At 65.0% G+C, this 16,728-nt stretch carries 17 protein-coding genes and 1 tRNA gene; 11 read left to right on the top strand and 7 right to left on the bottom strand.

Annotated features, from left to right (window positions below; all coding sequences use genetic code 11):
* Position 1: 1 nt before the first annotated feature.
* From infC to AC1D2E_RS20725, 8 genes are all read left to right on the top strand, one after another.
* On the top strand, positions 2 to 502 hold the full coding sequence (gene infC / locus AC1D2E_RS20760) for a translation initiation factor IF-3 (protein WP_478199143.1): 501 nt from the start codon (positions 2 to 4) through the stop codon (positions 500 to 502).
* 155 nt (positions 503 to 657) lie between these two features.
* Positions 658 to 861 (top strand): 50S ribosomal protein L35, encoded by a 204-nt coding sequence (gene rpmI, locus AC1D2E_RS20755; RefSeq protein ID WP_028253491.1) that lies wholly within the window; start codon positions 658 to 660, stop codon positions 859 to 861.
* A gap of 24 nt (positions 862 to 885) precedes the next feature.
* Complete coding sequence (gene rplT, locus AC1D2E_RS20750) at positions 886 to 1,245, top strand: 50S ribosomal protein L20 (RefSeq protein ID WP_012747009.1); 360 nt, start codon at positions 886 to 888, stop codon at positions 1,243 to 1,245.
* A 134-nt stretch (positions 1,246 to 1,379) separates the two neighbouring features.
* Positions 1,380 to 2,456 (top strand): phenylalanine--tRNA ligase subunit alpha, encoded by a 1,077-nt coding sequence (gene pheS / locus AC1D2E_RS20745; protein ID WP_478199142.1) that lies wholly within the window; start codon positions 1,380 to 1,382, stop codon positions 2,454 to 2,456.
* A gap of 28 nt (positions 2,457 to 2,484) precedes the next feature.
* Positions 2,485 to 4,917: a phenylalanine--tRNA ligase subunit beta gene (gene pheT, locus AC1D2E_RS20740; protein ID WP_478199141.1), complete on the top strand. Its 2,433-nt coding sequence runs from the start codon at positions 2,485 to 2,487 to the stop codon at positions 4,915 to 4,917.
* The gene (locus AC1D2E_RS20735) at positions 4,914 to 5,285 is read left to right on the top strand and encodes an integration host factor subunit alpha (protein ID WP_478171850.1); all 372 of its coding nucleotides are present in this window, start codon (positions 4,914 to 4,916) and stop codon (positions 5,283 to 5,285) included. Before pheT ends, AC1D2E_RS20735 begins: the two co-directional genes overlap by 4 nt.
* A gap of 63 nt (positions 5,286 to 5,348) precedes the next feature.
* Complete coding sequence (locus AC1D2E_RS20730; protein ID WP_478171849.1) at positions 5,349 to 5,819, top strand: MerR family transcriptional regulator; 471 nt, start codon at positions 5,349 to 5,351, stop codon at positions 5,817 to 5,819.
* Positions 5,820 to 5,845: 26 nt separating this feature from the next.
* Positions 5,846 to 5,922, top strand: a tRNA-Pro gene (locus AC1D2E_RS20725).
* A gap of 97 nt (positions 5,923 to 6,019) precedes the next feature.
* On the opposite strand, the gene AC1D2E_RS20720 is transcribed toward AC1D2E_RS20725, so the two are convergent.
* Complete coding sequence (locus tag AC1D2E_RS20720; protein ID WP_478199140.1) at positions 6,020 to 6,376, bottom strand: tyrosine-type recombinase/integrase; 357 nt, start codon at positions 6,374 to 6,376, stop codon at positions 6,020 to 6,022.
* A 116-nt stretch (positions 6,377 to 6,492) separates the two neighbouring features.
* On the opposite strand from AC1D2E_RS20720, the gene AC1D2E_RS20715 reads away from it, so the two are divergent.
* Both AC1D2E_RS20715 and AC1D2E_RS20710 read left to right on the top strand, forming a co-directional pair.
* The gene (locus AC1D2E_RS20715; protein WP_478199139.1) at positions 6,493 to 6,885 is read left to right on the top strand and encodes a hypothetical protein; all 393 of its coding nucleotides are present in this window, start codon (positions 6,493 to 6,495) and stop codon (positions 6,883 to 6,885) included.
* A complete protein-coding gene (locus AC1D2E_RS20710) occupies positions 6,885 to 7,676 on the top strand; it encodes a type IV pili methyl-accepting chemotaxis transducer N-terminal domain-containing protein (RefSeq protein ID WP_478199138.1) in 792 nt (263 codons plus the stop codon). Before AC1D2E_RS20715 ends, AC1D2E_RS20710 begins: the two co-directional genes overlap by 1 nt.
* A 70-nt stretch (positions 7,677 to 7,746) precedes the next feature.
* On the opposite strand, the gene AC1D2E_RS20705 is transcribed toward AC1D2E_RS20710, so the two are convergent.
* Positions 7,747 to 9,771 carry a 4-oxalomesaconate tautomerase gene (locus tag AC1D2E_RS20705; RefSeq protein WP_478199137.1) on the bottom strand — a complete coding sequence of 675 codons (2,025 nt, stop codon included), beginning with the start codon at positions 9,769 to 9,771 and terminating at the stop codon, positions 7,747 to 7,749.
* 1 nt (position 9,772) lies between these two features.
* A complete protein-coding gene (locus AC1D2E_RS20700; protein WP_478199144.1) occupies positions 9,773 to 10,693 on the bottom strand; it encodes a Bug family tripartite tricarboxylate transporter substrate binding protein in 921 nt (306 codons plus the stop codon).
* Between the two features lie 201 nt (positions 10,694 to 10,894).
* Here AC1D2E_RS20700 and AC1D2E_RS20695 point away from each other — a divergent pair, with 201 nt between their 5' ends.
* Positions 10,895 to 11,824, top strand: coding sequence for a LysR family transcriptional regulator (locus tag AC1D2E_RS20695; RefSeq protein WP_478199136.1), 930 nt, complete (start codon positions 10,895 to 10,897; stop codon positions 11,822 to 11,824).
* Between the two features lie 40 nt (positions 11,825 to 11,864).
* On the opposite strand, the gene dctA is transcribed toward AC1D2E_RS20695, so the two are convergent.
* The 4 genes from dctA to AC1D2E_RS20675 all read right to left on the bottom strand — a co-directional run bounded on the left by dctA (position 11,865) and on the right by AC1D2E_RS20675 (position 16,699).
* Positions 11,865 to 13,199, bottom strand: coding sequence for a C4-dicarboxylate transporter DctA (dctA, locus tag AC1D2E_RS20690; RefSeq protein WP_478199135.1), 1,335 nt, complete (start codon positions 13,197 to 13,199; stop codon positions 11,865 to 11,867).
* 81 nt (positions 13,200 to 13,280) lie between these two features.
* Complete coding sequence (locus tag AC1D2E_RS20685) at positions 13,281 to 14,627, bottom strand: class-II fumarase/aspartase family protein (protein ID WP_478199134.1); 1,347 nt, start codon at positions 14,625 to 14,627, stop codon at positions 13,281 to 13,283.
* Between the two features lie 40 nt (positions 14,628 to 14,667).
* Complete coding sequence (locus AC1D2E_RS20680; protein WP_478199133.1) at positions 14,668 to 15,498, bottom strand: HpcH/HpaI aldolase/citrate lyase family protein; 831 nt, start codon at positions 15,496 to 15,498, stop codon at positions 14,668 to 14,670.
* A 10-nt stretch (positions 15,499 to 15,508) separates the two neighbouring features.
* On the bottom strand, positions 15,509 to 16,699 hold the full coding sequence (locus AC1D2E_RS20675) for a CaiB/BaiF CoA transferase family protein (protein ID WP_478199132.1): 1,191 nt from the start codon (positions 16,697 to 16,699) through the stop codon (positions 15,509 to 15,511).
* Positions 16,700 to 16,728: the final 29 nt, after the last annotated feature.

Genomic DNA, 16,728 nt, shown 5'->3' with positions numbered 1-16,728 from the left:
ATTGGGTGTAGTGAGTCTTGCCGAGGCCTTGCGCCTGGCTGGTGAACAAGACGTCGACCTGGTCGAAGTCGTCGCGGCGGCCAATCCGCCCGTCTGTCGGCTGATCGAGTACGGAAAGTTCAAGTACCACGAGCAGAAGAAGGCGGCCGAGGCGAAGTCGAAGCAGAAGGTCATCGAGGTCAAGGAAATCAAGTTCCGGCCCGGTACCGACGATGGTGACTACAACATCAAGATGCGCAACATCCGGCGCTTTCTTGAAGAGGGTGACAAGTGCAAGATCACGCTGCGGTTCCGCGGTCGTGAAATCACTCACCAGGAGCTCGGTCTGGCGCTGTTGCAGCGCATCCGTGACGAACTCGCCGACCTGATCGTCGTCGAGCAGTTCCCGAAGCTCGAGGGCCGGCAGATGATCATGATGATCGCGCCAGGCCGCAAGAAGGCGGGTGGGGCTGCAAAGCCGGCGGCCGAAGCCGCGCCGGCAACCGCTCCGGCGGCGGCCTGAGTCGTCGCCCGCCTGGGCGGGCAAGTTTTCGAGGGATTTCGCTGTGGCCTTCGCCCTCGGGTGAAGGCCGCAGCGAGATAAAGAAGTGTCTCGGGGCCAACAAGCCCGTGGAGTTTCCGCGGCGCCTCACGAGCACAAACTAAAGGAGCATTCACATGCCCAAAATGAAGACCAAGAGCAGCGCGAAAAAACGTTTCCGCGTTCGTCCCGGTGGCACCGTCAAGCGCGGTCAAGCCTTCAAGCGTCACATCCTGACCAAGAAGACCACCAAGAACAAGCGTCACCTGCGGGGTGCAACGGCAGTTCACGAGACCAACATGGTTTCGATGGCCGCCATGTTGCCCGGCAGCGGCATTTAATCCAGACGAACAAGGAGTACACACATGCCTCGCGTCAAACGTGGTGTAACGGCTCGCGCCCGCCACAAGAAGGTTCTCGCACTCGCCAAGGGTTTCCGCGGTCGCCGCGGCAATGTCTTCCGCATCGCCAAGCAGGCGGTGATGAAGGCGGGCCAATATGCCTACCGTGACCGCCGCACCAAGAAGCGCGTGTTCCGTCAACTGTGGATCGCGCGTATCAACGCCGCCTCGCGTGAACTGGGCCTGACCTACAGCCAGTTCGCCAATGGCATCCGCAAGGCCGGAATCGAGATCGACCGCAAGATGCTGGCCGATATCGCCGTGCACGACAAGGCCGCTTTTGCCGGCATCGTGGAGCAGGTCAAGGCCAAGCTGGCTGCTTGATCCTGCAAAGCAGGTGGCGGTCTCCGGACTGCGGCCTGCGCCCACGTCAAGGGCTGGCGCTTGAAAGGGCTCCAGCCCTTTTTTCATCCTGTGGCACCCCTCGCATTTCTTTTTTGATCTCGAAGAATTTCTCCATGAACGAGTTGGACTCCCTGGTCGACACCGCACGCGCCGCCTTCGCCGAAGCGAAGGTCCCGGCCGAACTCGAGAACGCGAAGGCGCAGTTCCTCGGCAAGTCCGGCCGTATCACCGAACTGATGAAGGGCATGGCGGCACTCAGCGTCGACGAGAAGAAGTCGCGCGGCGCCCAGATCAACGTTGCCAAGCAGGCGATCGAGGCCGCGCTCACCGAGCGCCGCCAGCAACTGGCCGACGACGAGCTCGCGGTGCAGCTGCGGGCCGAGGCGCTCGACGTCACGCTGCCCGGCCGCCGCCGCGTGGCCGGTGGGCTGCATCCGGTGAGCCGCACCATGGAGCGCATCGAGGCGATCTTCTCGAGCATGGGCTTCGATGTCGCCGATGGCCCCGAGATCGAGAGCGACTGGCACAGTTTCACCTCGCTCAACAACCCGCCGAACCATCCGGCGCGCTCGATGCAGGACACCTTCTACGTCGACATCGACGGCGAGGACGGCGTGCCCTACAACCTGCGCCCGCACACCAGCCCGATGCAGGTGCGCTACGCGAACCAGCACGTCAAGAAATACGCGGCGCAGTTCGAGGCCGCGGCAGCCGACACCACCGGCACCGTGAAGGCGCCCGAGATCCGCGTGATTGCGCCGGGCCGCACCTACCGCGTCGACAGCGACGCCACGCACTCGCCGATGTTCCACCAGTGCGAAGGCCTGTGGCTGGGCGAGAACGTGAGCTTCAAGGACCTGAAGGTCGTATTCACCGATTTCTGCCGCACCTTCTTCGAGAGCGATGACCTTGTGCTGCGCTTCCGGCCCAGCTTCTTCCCCTTCACCGAGCCGAGCGCCGAGATCGACATCCAGTTCCAGCACGGCCCGCTGGCCGGCCGCTGGCTCGAGGTCGCGGGCTCGGGGCAGGTGCATCCGAACGTGGTGCGCAACATGGGGCTGGACCCCGAGCGCTACATCGGCTTCGCCTTCGGCATGGGCCCGGACCGGCTCACCATGCTGCGCTACGGCGTCAACGACCTGCGCCTGTTCTTCGACGGCGACCTGCGCTTCCTGAGTCAGTTCCAGTAAACACGACAACTACAACGAGATCGACGAGATGCAATTCCCCGAGTCCTGGTTGCGCGAATTCTGCGACCCGCAGCTCAGCAGCGAAGCACTGGCCGAGACGCTCACGATGGGCGGCTTCGAGGTCGAGGAGCGCCGGCCGGTGGCGCCCCCGTTCAGCAAGGTCGTGGTCGGCGAGATCAAGGAAGCCGTCCAGCACCCGAACGCCGACCGGCTGCGCGTGTGCCAGGTCGATGCCGGGCAGGGCACCCTGCTCAGCATCGTTTGCGGTGCGCCGAATGCGCGCGTCGGCATCAAGGTGCCGCTGGCGCTGGTTGGTGCCGAACTGCCGCCGGGCGAGGACGGCAAGCCCTTCCTGATCAAGCTCGGCCAGCTGCGCGGCGTCGAGAGCCAGGGCATGCTGTGCTCGGCGCGCGAACTCAAGCTCAGCGAGGACCATGGCGGCCTGCTCGAGCTGGCCGCCGATGCACCGATCGGTGCCGACATCCGCGAGGTGCTGAAGCTCGACGATTCGCTGCTGACCCTCAAGCTGACGCCGAACCTGGCGCATGGATTGAGCGTCTACGGCATTGCGCGCGAGCTCGCAGCGCTGACCGGCGCGCCGCTCAAGAAGCCGGCGATCGCGCCGGCGGTGGCGGCCTTCGCTGGCAAGCTGCCCGTGAAGGTCGAGGCGCCCGACCTGTGCGGACGCTTCTCGGGCCGCATCGTGCGCGGCGTCGACACCAAGGTCGCGACGCCGGCCTGGATGGTCGACCGGCTGGCCCGCTGCGGCCAGCGCAGCGTGACGCCGCTGGTCGACATCTCGAACTACGTGATGTTCGAGTACGGCCAGCCCAGCCACATCTTCGATCTCGACAAGATCCACGGCGGCCTCACGGTGCGCTGGGGCAAGGCCGGCGAACAGCTGAAGCTGTTGAACGGCAACACCGTCACGGTCGACGAGAAGGTTGGCGTGATCGCCGACGAGCGCGAGGTCGAGTCGCTGGCCGGCATCATGGGCGGCGACGCCACGGCGGTCTCCGACGACACCCGCAACATCTACATCGAAGCGGCCTTCTGGTGGCCCGAAAGCATCCAGGGCCGTTCGCGCCGCTTCAACTTCTCGACCGATGCCGGGCACCGCTTCGAGCGCGGCGTCGACCCCAGCCGCACCGTCGAGATCATCGAGCGCATCACGCAGCTGGTGACCGAGATCTGCGGCGGCGAGGCCGGCGCCATCGACGACCAGACGCTGCGGCTGCCCGAAGCGAAGCCCGTCACTTTGCGCGTGGCCCGTGCGGCGCGCGTGATCGGCATGCCGCTCACCCAGGCCGACTGCGCCGGCGCGCTGCGCCGCCTGTCGCTGCCGCTGGAGGAGGGCGATGGCACGCTGGTCGTGACGCCGCCGCCGCATCGTTTCGACCTGCTGATCGAGGAGGACCTGATCGAGGAGGTGGCGCGCCTCGTCGGCTATCAGAATCTTCCGACCACGCCGCCGCTGGCGCCGATCACCGCGCGGCTGCGGCCCGAGGCGGAGCGCAGCCGCTTCGCGGTGCGCTACCGGCTGGCGGACCTTGGCTACCAGGAGACCATCAACTTCAGCTTCGTCGAGGCCCACTGGGAGCAGGAGCTCGCCGGCAATGCCGATCCGATCAAGCTGCTGAACCCGATCGCCAGCCAGATGAGCGTGATGCGCTCGTCGCTGCTCGGCTCGCTGCTGCAGGTGCTCAAGTTCAACCTCGACCGCAAGGCGACACAGGTGCGCGTGTTCGAGCTCGGCCGCGTGTTCCTGCGCGACACCACGGTCGTCACCACCGACAGCACCGTCAAGGGCATCCACCAGCCGATGCGGGTGGCCGGCCTGGCCTGGGGCGATGCCGAGGAAGGGCGCTGGGAAGGCAAGGCCGAACGGGTCGATTTCTTCGACATCAAGGGCGACGTCGAGGCCTTGCTGGCCCCGCGCCTGCCGACCTTCGAGCCGGTCGAGCATCCGGCGCTGCACCCGGGACGCGCGGCGCGCGTGCTGCTCGACGGCCGCGCGATCGGCGTCGTCGGCGAGCTGCATCCGCGCTGGCGCCAGAAATGGGACTTCGCGCAGGCGCCGATCCTGTTCGAGCTGGAGCTCGATGCGGTCACGGCGCGTCCGGTGCCGGTCGCCAAGCCGGTGCCCAAGCTGCAGCCGGTCGAGCGCGACCTGGCGGTGGTGGTGGCCGAGTCGGTCACGCACGACGCGCTGATGGGTGCCATCCGCGCCGCTTCCGACGCCAGCCTGCTGAGCGAGCTTTCGCTGTTCGACATCTATCGCCCGGCGGTGGCCCGCGATGGCACGGTCGCCGGCGGCGGCCTTGCAGTGGGCGAGAAGAGCATGGCGGTTCGCCTCAGTTTCAGCAGCCACAGCGCACTGACCGACGAGCAGGTCGAAGCGGCGGTGCGCAAGATCATCGATCAACTCGGCGCCCGGCTCGGTGCCCGTCTGCGGGTATGAACGCCATGGATTTCACGCTCGAGGCCCTCGAAACACCGGCGCTGACCAAGGCGCACCTGGCCGATCTGCTGTTCGAGCAGATCGGCCTGAACAAGCGCGAGTCCAAGGACATGGTCGAAGCCTTCTTCGACCTGATCGCCAACAGCCTGATCGAGGGCACTGACGTCAAGATCTCCGGCTTCGGCAACTTCCAGATCCGCGTCAAGGCGCCGCGCCCCGGGCGCAATCCGCGCACCGGCGAGGCCATTCCGATCGGCGAGCGGCGCGTGGCGACCTTCCACGCGAGCGCCAAGCTGAAGGAACAAATTCACGGAAGCATCGGCGACGCCGCCCCGCATGAGGTCGAATGGAGCCTGGGCGCCGAATAACATTGGTGCTCCGTGCGGCGGTGGAGTAACCTATGAGGTTTCGCTCGCACTGTCTTGATTTCAATGGAGAAAACCCTCCCGCCGATCCCCGTCAAACGCTACTTCACGATCGGTGAGGTGGCCGAGCTCTGTGGCGTCAAGCCGCATGTGCTGCGCTACTGGGAGCAGGAGTTCACGCAACTGCGCCCGATGAAGCGGCGCGGCAACCGGCGCTACTACCAGCACCACGAGGTGCTCATGATCCGCCGCATCCGCGACCTGCTCTACGACCAGGGCTTCACGATCAGTGGTGCGCGCAACAAGCTGCAGGAGTTGGTCCAGTCCGAGCGCGACCGCCGCAAGGCGGGCGAGATCCCGCTCGAAGGCATGGAGGCGATCGAGATCGACCAGGAGGAGTTCGACGCGGCGCTGCAGGACGACATGGAGGTGCCCGAGAGTGCCGGGGCATCCGGCCGGACCATCGATCTGTCGCAGTTGGTCCAGTTGCGGCGCGAACTGATTGAAATTCGTGAGCTGCTCGGCTCGAGTCACTGAAATCTGGCGGCTATAATTGAGAGCTTCGGTGTGTGGCGCAGCCTGGTAGCGCACTTGCATGGGGTGCAAGGGGTCGAAGGTTCGAATCCTTTCACACCGACCAAAATCGTCAGATAGATCAACGGCTTACGCTCACAAGGCGCAGGCCGTTTTTCTTTGCGCTCGCAAAATCCGGTGGTTTTTGACAAACCCGGCAGGTCTCAGCCTTTTCCACGCCCCCCAATCGCAGACGGCAAAGGGGTGGAAATCGGCACCTTGCGGCGGTACACGCGCTTCGTCACCTTTACGTCTTCGTGGTGCAGTCGGTCCTTGGCGGCTACGTCCGATTCGGAGTCCGAACCGGCCTTCGCGCGCATGTCGTGGAAGGTGATCTCGCGCGCCTCGAGCTTCAGCTTCGTGCGCACCACGCGCCACAAACTCTTGAACGATTCCTTCCCGCAAGGCCTGCCGTTCTTCGTGATGAAGAGGTAGTCGCTGGGCAGGCTGGCTGCGCCGCCGCACCGCTTTTTCCGCAGCTCGAGCGCGCGGCTGCTGCAGGCCGCGCGGGCCGTAGGCAACGTCGCGAATTTGCTGGAACTGTAGGTAGAGGCGGCGCGGCATCTCTGCTGTCACGGAGATGCGCGCCTCACAAGCCTGACGAGAATCTTGGGAGTAGAAAAAATGGGATTGTTCATTGGCGGCCTCTCTGGCCGTCTTCGCCGTTGTGCTCTTCGGGGCGGGAATCGTGAGCCTGGTTCACCCGTCCTTCGCGCGAGATCGCAAGACTGGCGAAGTGCCATCGCGCAAGCGTCTCCTGCTCGAGATGATAGTGGGTCCGRTGCTCTGCCTGTTGGTAGCCGATGCGTTGCTTCCCGAGAAACCGAAGGGCGAGCAGGTCTCATCGGCAAAGCGATCCGAAAATGCAAAAGGCGAGCCTGCTTCGGTCAAGCTGCCGCGCACCCTGCCGGTGGTTCTCAGCCCTCAGGCCCCGAGCCGCATCACCACGATTTCCGAACCGAGACTCTCCTGGCACACCGTGACTCCACCGCGCGTGCGACAATTTGATACATCTAAAGAGGAAGCATGATGGACCGGCGAACCGCGATCGGATGGATGGGCAGCCTCACGTTGCTGACCGTGGACAAAAGCTTTGCGCAGGTCGTCGATCTGAACGATGCGATCAACAAGGCGGGGCGTCAGCGCATGTTGTCGCAGCGCGTCGCCAAGGCCTATATGGCGGCCGGCCAGGGTGTGGCCACCCAGCGCGCGGCGGAGATCCTGGCCGCCTCGATGGCGCTCTTCGAGCGCCAACTCGTGGAACTCAAAGCATTCGCCCCGACGCCCGACGTCAAGGCGACGTACAGTGAGCTCGAGGTGCTCTGGAGCGACTACAAGGTCATGCTTGTCGGCCAGGCGCCGGTGCGCGAGAACGCAACGGCGCTCATCGAGCTCGACGGCAAAGTGCTGGCGTTGGCGAACAAAGGCACATCCCAGCTTGAGCAGGTGTCCGGCAAGCCACTGGGCCGGCTCGTCAACATTGCAGGGCGCCAACGCATGCTGTCGCAGCGGGTGGCGAAGTTCTATCTTGCAATGGCCTGGAAGGTGCCTCTCCCCAACGCTCAGGCAGAGCTGGACAAGGCGCGCGCCGAGTTCGTGTCTGCGCTGGACGTACTCGCCAATGCTCCTGAGGCGACATCGGCCATCAAGCAGGAGATCGAACTGGCGCGAAACCAATGGGTGTTCTATGCGGCTGCGCTTACGCAACGGGGTGCGGACGCCGCCTCACCGGAGCGCAGCGCAAACGTGTTCGCATCGAGCGAAAACATTCTGGCTGTCATGGACAAAGTGACCAGCCTGTACAGCCGATCGACTACCTGACCCGTGACGCTGCGATTGAATCCTTTGATCGAACTGTGCGCCCCCGGCACCAGTCCGTATCGGCGACGCGTCAATCCAGCGCGAGTTGGCGCGACTCTTTCGGTGCAAGCTCGGCCTGAACCACGACTTGGCGCCAGCGGGCAAGATCCGCCTGCATCCTCTGCGCAAGCGCGTCGGCGCCTCCAGGTTCGGCGTGCGCACCATGGCTCTCGAAGCGTTCGACGACCTGCGGGTCGGCCAGTACCTCGTTGAGTGCCCGATTGAGGCGATCAATGGCTGTCGCGGGCGTACCGGCCGGCGCGAACAGCCCATACCATTGCACGACATCCACCCCCGTCACGCCCAGCTCCGCGAGGGTCGGCACCGCAGGAAGGGCCTCCAGGCGCCTCGGTCCTGCCACCGCCAAGGGGCGCAGTTGTTCCGCACGGATGAAAGGGTATGCCGTGAACAGGCTGGGAAACATAACCTGCGATCGACCGTTAACCGTGTCGGCGATCGCAGGTGCGGCGCCCTCATAAGTCGCGCTGTCCATCGACGTTCCGCTGCTGAGCTGAAACAGTTCGGCGGCGAAGTGCGGCGGCGTCCCATCGCCAGCTGATGCGTAGCTGAAGCAGCGTGGCGAGGCCTTCAGACGAGCGATAAGCGTCTGCAGGTCGGGCGCGCCCTTCTCCGGATGGGTGACCATCAAGGTCGACGAAGAACCGACGAGCCCGACGGGCTCGAAATCGCCCACCGGGTCGTAGCCCAGCCTTTGCAGCGCCGGGTTCATCGCGTGCGTCCCGACATAGCCGAACATCAAGGTGTGGCCGTCCGGCGCGGAGCGCGCCACGTACTCGCTCGCGATGGCACCGTTTGCCCCGGCCCGGTTGTCGACCAGCACTTCCCGGCCGAGAAGCGGGCCCAACTTGGCCGCAATGATGCGAGCCATCGTGTCGTTGCCCCCACCGGCACGCGTCGGCACGATGATGGTCAGGGCTCTTTGCGGGAAGGATGAGGCCTCCGCGGCCCGAGCGTCGGGACGTGAGAACACGTAGTCCGGTAGGTGCAGTTCGCCCTGCATGATCTTTCGCGCCGTGCGAACGAGGGCGGCGCGGTCCACGGTCGCGGCGCCTGCGCTGCCCTTCAATTCGACTTCGACATCGATCTGCCCGGCGGGATGCAACACGACCAGGTTGTGGCGTCCCGGTTCGCGCGCAGCCCCGCTCGCGACCGTTCCCGGCAAGGCAAACGCGCTGGCGACGCCGATGGCTCCCGTCACGGCATGGGACGCGTGGCATTTACGCGGCGTGAAGTAGCGGGAGGTGATGCTGTCATTCGACTCGCCCGTGCTGACCAGCACCGGCTTCGGGATGACGCTGTTGGAGACGTCGCCGAGGCCCATCCTGCGGCCGGCCTTGAGGCGAAGGCTCTCCAGCCGCTCGAGGAGCGCAGTATTCGCATCGAGCGCCGCCGGCTTCTCGCGCCCCGTGACGCCGAGATCGCCGGCGCGCACGATCATCAACGGCATGGCCGCATCGATGCAGGTCACCTCGATACCGTCGATCGTGTCGATTCGCTTGCCCGTCGGGAAGACCTGCCCGGTGACCGAACCCCACGCATCGAGGAAGTTGAGCAGGATCGGCGCCGCCGTGCCGGCGACACCATCGATGCGGGCGTCGCCTTCATAGGTCACGCGGCCGCCAGGCGTCCGCACCGTCACGTCGATGCGCGACCCGGTGTTGACGTTGTAGACGCGAACGCTGGTGGTGCCGTCCGTCGCAGCAATCAAACCCTGCTCGATCGCGAAAGGCGCGACGCCCGAGAGCATGTTGCCGCAGTTCGGCCGCGTGTCGACCGACCGGTGGCCCACGCCCACCTGCGCGAAGAGATAGTCGATGTCGCAGCCCGGCTGCGACGAGCGCGACACGATGGCGACCTTGCTGTTGAGCGTGCTGCCGCCGCCCACGCCGTCGAGCTGCAGCGGGTCGGAGGCACCGATGGCGCCGATCAGCGCCTGGTCACGGGCCTCGTCGCCTTCGGGCAGCCACTCGCGCAGGAAGAAAGGGCCGCGCGATGTTCCGGCGCGCATCAGCACGCAAGGGATGGAGCGGCTCATCTCAATCCGCGGTGATCTTGGCCGCCTGGACCACCTTCTTCCACTTGACCTGCTCCTGCGCCACATAGGTGCGCATCTGGTCGGGCGTCATGGTCGAGACTTCGGCACCGTGGTCCTCGAGGCGCTTGATCACGCTCTTGTCGGCCAGCACCTCGTTGAGCACCTTGTTGAGCTGCTCGATCACCGGCTTGGGCGTCTTCGCCGGCGCGAAGATGCCGTACCACTGCGAGACGTCGACGTCGGCGATGCCCTGCTCCTGCAATGTGGGTACGTCCGGCATGAGCGTCGAGCGCTTGGTGCCTGYAACACCCACTGCCTTCAGCTTGCCGGCCTTGACGTACGGCATGGCCGTGAAGAGGCTGGGAAACATCACTTGCGTCTGGCCACCAATGGTGTCCGTGATGGCCGGCGCAGAGCCCTTGTAGGGGACGTGCAGCATGCTGGTACCCGTCGAAAGCTTGAACATCTCGGCGGCGAAGTGCGGCGCGGTGCCGTTGCCGGCCGAGGCGTAGCTGGTCTTGTCCGGAGCGGCCTTGAGCATTGCCACGACTTCCTTCGCGCTGCCGGCCTTGACGTTCGGATTGAGGACCATCACCGTTGCCGACGATCCGACCATGCCGACGGGCTCGAAATCCTTCACCGGGTCGTAGCGAAGCTTTTGCAGTGCCGGGTTCATCGCATGGGTTGCGATGTAGCCCAGCATCAGGGTGTAGCCGTCGGGCGCCGCGCGCATCACGTACTCGCTGGCGATGGCGCCGTTGGCGCCGGCCTTGTTGTCGACGATGACGGGCTGCTTGAGGATTGCCGACATGGCCTGGCCGATGACGCGCGCCATGGCGTCGTTGGCACCTCCTGCCGCCGTCGGGACCACGAGGGTGATTGACTTTTCAGGAAAGGCGGCGACCGCGCTGCCGCAGGCCATGGTCGCAGCCAGCGCAACAGCGGCTACGAGGCGAATCTTCTGGATCTTCAATTTGTCTACTCCGGTGGATGGTCGAAACTGGGAGGCTCTTGTTCGGCCGTGATCGAATGTTCGTCTTTCGGAAGCGTTCTGTGAATTGCATGTTTAGGATCGATTGATGCACACTGTGGATCAGTGACACTGCCTCGGGAGCCCTGCGTCATGGCCATCAACTTCAATCTCAACGATCTACAGGCATTCCGCGCGGTGGCCGAACTCAACAGCTTCCGCAAGGCAGCCGAGGCGCTGCATGTGTCGCAGCCGGCCTTCAGCCGACGCATCGAAAAGCTCGAGGAGGCGCTCGGTGTGCGGTTGCTCGACCGCACCACCCGTCGAGTGAGCCTGACCTCGGTGGGACGCGATTTCGATCGCAAAGTGCAGCAAMTCCTGGACGACCTCGACCACACGCTGTTGGGCATTCGCGGCGTGGCGGCCACGCGGATGGGCGAGGTGACGATCGCCTGCGTGCCCTCGACCGTCTATTACTTCCTGTCGCAGGTGATCTCGCGCTACCACGAACGCTACCCGAAGATCCGGGTCAAGGTCTTCGACGCCAGCGCCAACGAGGTGCTGTCGGCCGTGTCCCGCGGCGAGGCCGACTTCGGGCTGAACTTCGTCGGCGGCAAGGAGCCCGACATCGAATTCAAGCCCTTGCTGGAGGAGCGATTCGTCGCGGCTTGCAGGCGGGACCATTCGCTCGCCAGGAAGCGCCGCGTGAGCTGGACCGAACTGGCGCAGTACGACTACATTTCGGTCAGCAAGGCCTCGGGCAACCGGCTGCTGCTGGACCAGGCGCTTTCGGGCCTGCCTGGCCGTCCGCAGAGCATCTACGAGACCCAACACGTCACGACGATGCTCGGCCTGGTGGAGGCGGGACTCGGCGTGGCTGCGGTGCCTTCGATCGCCATGCCGGACGCGGACCATCCGCTGCTGGTGAGCGTGCCGCTCTACGACCCGGTGATCACCCGCAAGATCGGCCTCATTCGGCGCAAGGGCCGGACTCTGTCCCCGGCCGCGCAGCAGCTCTACGCCTTCTTCTCCGAGATGAAGGCAAAGCGCGGCAAGCCCGTAGGCCGCCGCGCGGAGAGTTGAAGATCAGGAGTCGGCCGTGCTCAAGGCTCGGCGGCTGGCGTCAATGGGCCGGTCCAGCATGACCGATCGGTCCCGCCAAGTCGGCGGGGCCCTCGTCGAGATCGTGCTCCGCGTTGGCGTAGTTCGCTGCCAGCTCGCGCCGTAGTACGTCGCGGTCGCACGCGTTTTCCCAGATCGAGACCACGACGCAGCAGACGGCATTGCTGATGGTGCTGGTGAGCGCGCGCGCCTCGGACATGAATCGATCGATACCCACAATGAGCGCCACGCCGGCAACCGGCAATTCGGGCATGACGGTGAGCGTGGCCACGAGGGCGACGAAGCCGCTGCCCGTGACCCCCGCTGCGCCCTTGGAGGTCAGCAGCATGATTCCCAGCATCGAGGCGATCTGCAGCCAAGACAGATGGATGTCGCAGGCCTGGGCGATGAACATCGACGCCAGCGTGAGGTAAATGGCCGTGCCGTCGAGATTGAACGAATAGCCGGTTGGCAGCACCAGCCCGACCACGCCCTTCTTGCAACCGAGGAGCTCCAGCTTGAGCAATAGGCGGGGAAGCACCGGTTCACTCGACGAGGTGCCGAGCACCACGAGCAGTTCTTCCTTGATGTAGCGCATCAGCTGCCACAGCTTGAACCCGTGCAGACGCGACAGCACGCCGAGCACCACGACCACAAAGAAGATGCAGGCCACATAGAAAGTCCCGATCAGCAGCCCGAGGGAGCCGATCGACTTGATGCCGTAGCGCCCTACGGTGAAGGCCATCGCGCCGAATGCACCGATCGGCGCCAGCCGCATGATGATGCTGAAGGCCGCGAAAAGCATGTGCGAGAAGCCGTCGATGCCGTCGAGCACCTGCTTGGCCGCCGTGCCAATGCGCGTCAGGCCGAAGCCGCACAGCACCGCCAGCAGCAGCACCGGCAATACTTCGCCGTCGGCAAACGCACCAAAGAAGGCGTTGGGGATAATGTGAAGCACGAAGTCGGTAAAGCCATGGATGTGAATCTCGTTCGCGAACCGTGTCGCCACCGATGCGTCCAGGTTCTTCGGGTCGATGTGCATGCCGGCGCCCGGCTGCATCACGAACACGGTGACGAGGCCGGTAATCAGCGCCAGGATCGTCAGTGCGTAGAACAGGCCCATTGCCTTCAACAGCGTCTTGCCGATTTCCTTCGAATCACCTAATGAGGTGATGCCGGTGACGATGGTACAGAACACCACCGGGGCGATCATCATCTTGACCAGCTTGACGAAGCCATCACCGAGCGGCTTGAGGCTGGCGCCGAAGTCCGGCCAATAGTGGCCTACGGTGATGCCGAGGATCAGGCCGATCAGGACCTGGACGTAGAGGAGCTTCAAGAGCTTGCGCATGTTCACGACGTTGTCTCCGGTTTGAGAGGCGCACAAATGCGTACCGGTCTGCGCCGGTTCGGTCGGAAGCGTTGGGCGGGGACGGCCTCAGCGGCGCGCGCTGAGCACGCGATCGACCATGACGCCGGCCTGGCCGAGGTTGTTCGCCGGGTCGCACATCGCATCAAGCTGGGCTCGCGTGACGTGCTTGTTGATCTCCGGGTGGGCAACCAGGATCTCGATTAACGGCCGGTTGCCGGCGAGTGCCTGGCGGCACAGGTCATAAACCAGGTCGTGCGCGTATTCGCGGCCGATGTACGGGCCCAGGCCCATCATCACGGCCTCGGACATCACGAGGCCGTTCGTGATGTCGATGTTGGCGCGCATGCGGGTGGCGTCGACTTCCAGGCCCTTGAGAATGAACTTGGTCTGCTTCAACGCACCTGACATCAGGCAGAAGATCTCTGGGAGCGATACCCACTCGATTTCCCACGGCCCGGTCGAGCGCTCGTGGTCAGCAACCATCGCATCCATCAGCGCAGCCGCGTGCTGGCGCGCGACCGAGATGTTGGCGTGGATGTAGAGGCAGGAGATCGGGTTGCGCTTCTGCGGCATGGTCGACGACGAGCCGCGGCCCGGAGCGAAGGGCTCGAAGACCTCCGCCACCTCGGTCTGCATCATCAGCTTGACGTCCATCGCGATCTTGCCGAGCGAGCCACCGACCAGCCCAAGGAAGGCGCCGACCTCCGCGATGGTGTCGCGCACCGTGTGCCACGAGATCAGCGGCTGGGCCAGGCCCAGCTCCTTCATTAGTCCGGCCTGGGTTTCCATCGCGCCCTTCTCCAAGGAGGACAAGGTACCCGACGCACCGCCAAACTCGCCCATCAGGACGCGCGGCTTGAGCTGCTGTAGGCGCTCACGGTGACGATCGATCCCCGCCAGGATGCTCGCCATCTTGTAGCCGAAGGTGATTGGCGTGGCCTGCTGCAGGTTGGAGCGGCCGATGACCGGCGTGTCACGGTACTTCTTCGCCAGGGCGGCAAGCGCATCTCCGATTTCGTCCAGGTCCTGCTCGACCAGCGTGAGGCCTTCGCGCATCTGTAGGACGGCGGCCGTGTCGGTGATGTCCTGCGTGGTGGCGCCCCAGTGGCAGTACTCGCCAAGCTTGTCTCGGCAGTTCGCATTGATCTGGTTGACTACGGCAATGATGGGATACCCGATCTGCTCGGTCTTGGCCTTCAACTTCGCCCAGTCGATCTGCGACAAGTTGCAGTTCCGGACGATCTCATCCGCCGCTTCCTTCGGAATGATGCCGAGCTCGCCCTGCACTTTCGCGAGAGCGCGCTCGATGTCCAGGTACTTGGCGGTGCGGTTCTCGTCGGACCAGACGTCGCGCATGCGTGCGTCGCTGAACATGTCGCCGAAGATGCGCGAATCGATGATGGTGGAGGCCATGGTCCTTGTCTCTTTCTGCGGTGGAAGTTGGTGAATGAGGTCAGTTGCKGGCAAGGGCCAGCGTGCGTTGTGCCTGTAGCACAACGGGTCGGTCGACCATGCGTCCATCGAGCCGCGCGGCGCCRGGCGATGCGGCATCGGCAACCAGGACGCGCTGGGCCCAGTCCAGCGCCTCCGCGCTCGGATGCAGCGCTGCGTGGATCGGCTGTACCTGGCGGGGGTGGATGCAAAGCTTGGCGCCGAAGCCAAACCGTCGCGCATCGGCAAGATCCGACAGCAAGCGTGCCTCGTCGTCGAGTTGCGGTGTGACGCCTGCTACCGGTGCCGGCAGGCCTGCCAGGCGTGAGGCGATTGCTATGCGGCTGGCTGCATAGCCAAGGCCGGACGCGTCCGTCGTGATGTCCATGTCGAGGTCGAGTGCGAAATCGAGCGTGCCGAACACCAGGCGCTGCGCGCCGGCGGTCGCGATGAGGTCCACTTCGGACACACCGCGCGCGCTTTCGATGAGCGCGAGGATGCCCGCATCAGGCAACGCGGCCTGAGTCTCGGCGATCTGCGCGGCCGACTCGGTTTTGGGCAAGAGCACGCTGATCCCAGGCGCGTCGCTCAACGCCGCAAGGTCGGCGGCAAACCAGGATGAGCCGGCGTCATTGATACGCACCACGATGCGCGACCGGTCTGCGCGCGTCGCACTCTGCAGCCATGTCACGACAACGCTGCGTGCATTGGCCTTGTCGTCGGTGGCCACGGCGTCCTCGAGGTCGAGAACGACCTTGTCGGCACCGCTGGCCAGCGCCTTGTCGAAGCGCTCCGGCCGCGTGCCGGGCACAAAGAGGTAGGTCCGGGCAGGAGGCGGTAATCCGGCGGGCATGACAGCGACCTCAGACGGCTTTGGACGTGTGCAGCCTGGCGATTTCGGCCGCGCTGTAGCCGAGTTCGGCCAGGATTGCGTCCGTGTGCTCGCCGAGCGAAGGCACCGGTTCCATGCGCGGGCCGGTGTTCCAGGTGCCAGGCGGCAGCATGGCGGGCACCGGACCCACGGCGGTTCCGACTTCGGTCCAGCGCCCGCGCGCGGCGAGTTGCGGATGCGCCCAGACTTCCTTCATGGTGTTGACCCGGGCATTGGCGATCTGCGCGAGCTCGAGTCGCTCGACCACCTGCGCACCGGTCAGCGGCTGGAAGGCGTCCACGATGATCTGGCGCAGCGCGGTTCGTTCTGCCACGCGCTTGAAGTTGGCGGTGAAGCGCGGATCCTTCGCGAGATCGGGCTGCTTCAGCACCTTGTCGCAGAAGCTGACCCATTCGCGCTCGTTCTGCAAGCCCAGCATCACGGTGCTGCCGTCGCCGGCCGGGAACGGGCCGTATGGATAGATCGTGGCGTGGCTGGCGCCGGTGCGCGGCGGCGGCGCGGCGTCTTCGAAGGCGTAGTAGAGCGGGTAGCTGGTCCACTCGGCCAGCGACTCCAGCATCGAGATGTCGATGCGTTGCCCCTTGCCGGTCTGGCCACGCTGCAACAGCGCCGCCAGGATGTTGCTGTAGGCGTACATGCCGGCGGCGATGTCCGCGATCGAGGGGCCCGCCTTGCAGGGCTCTTCAGGCGTGCCTGTCACGGATACAAAGCCGGCTTCGCTTTGGATCAACAGGTCGTAGGCCTTCTTGTCGCGGTACGGGCCGGGATTGTGCGGGTCGTCGCCGTAGCCGGAAATGTCGCAGACGATCAAGCCTGGCTTGGCGCTGGAAAGCTTGTCGTAGCCCAGGCCGAGGCGCGTCGCAGCGCCCGGCGCCAGGTTTTGCACGACGACGTCGGCTTTCTCCATGATCAACCGTTCGAGCACCTGGGCGGCATCGGGGTGTTTCACATCGAGCGTCAGGCTTTCCTTGGAGCGGTTGGTCCAGACGAAGTGCGACGCCAGACCGCGAACGCGTTCGTCGTAGCCGCGGGCGAAGTCGCCCGAACCGGGGCGCTCGATCTTGATGACGCGGGCGCCGAGGTCGGCCAACTGGCGAGTGGCGAAGGGAGCGGCAATCGCGTGTTCCAGCGTGACGACGGTGATGCCCTTGAGTGGCTGCATGAATTGATCTCTCTTGATGTTGTGGGGTG

The sequence above is a fragment of the Variovorax sp. P1_H2 genome (genome assembly GCF_056405295.1).
This window is presented reverse-complemented; position numbering and strand designations above follow the sequence as displayed.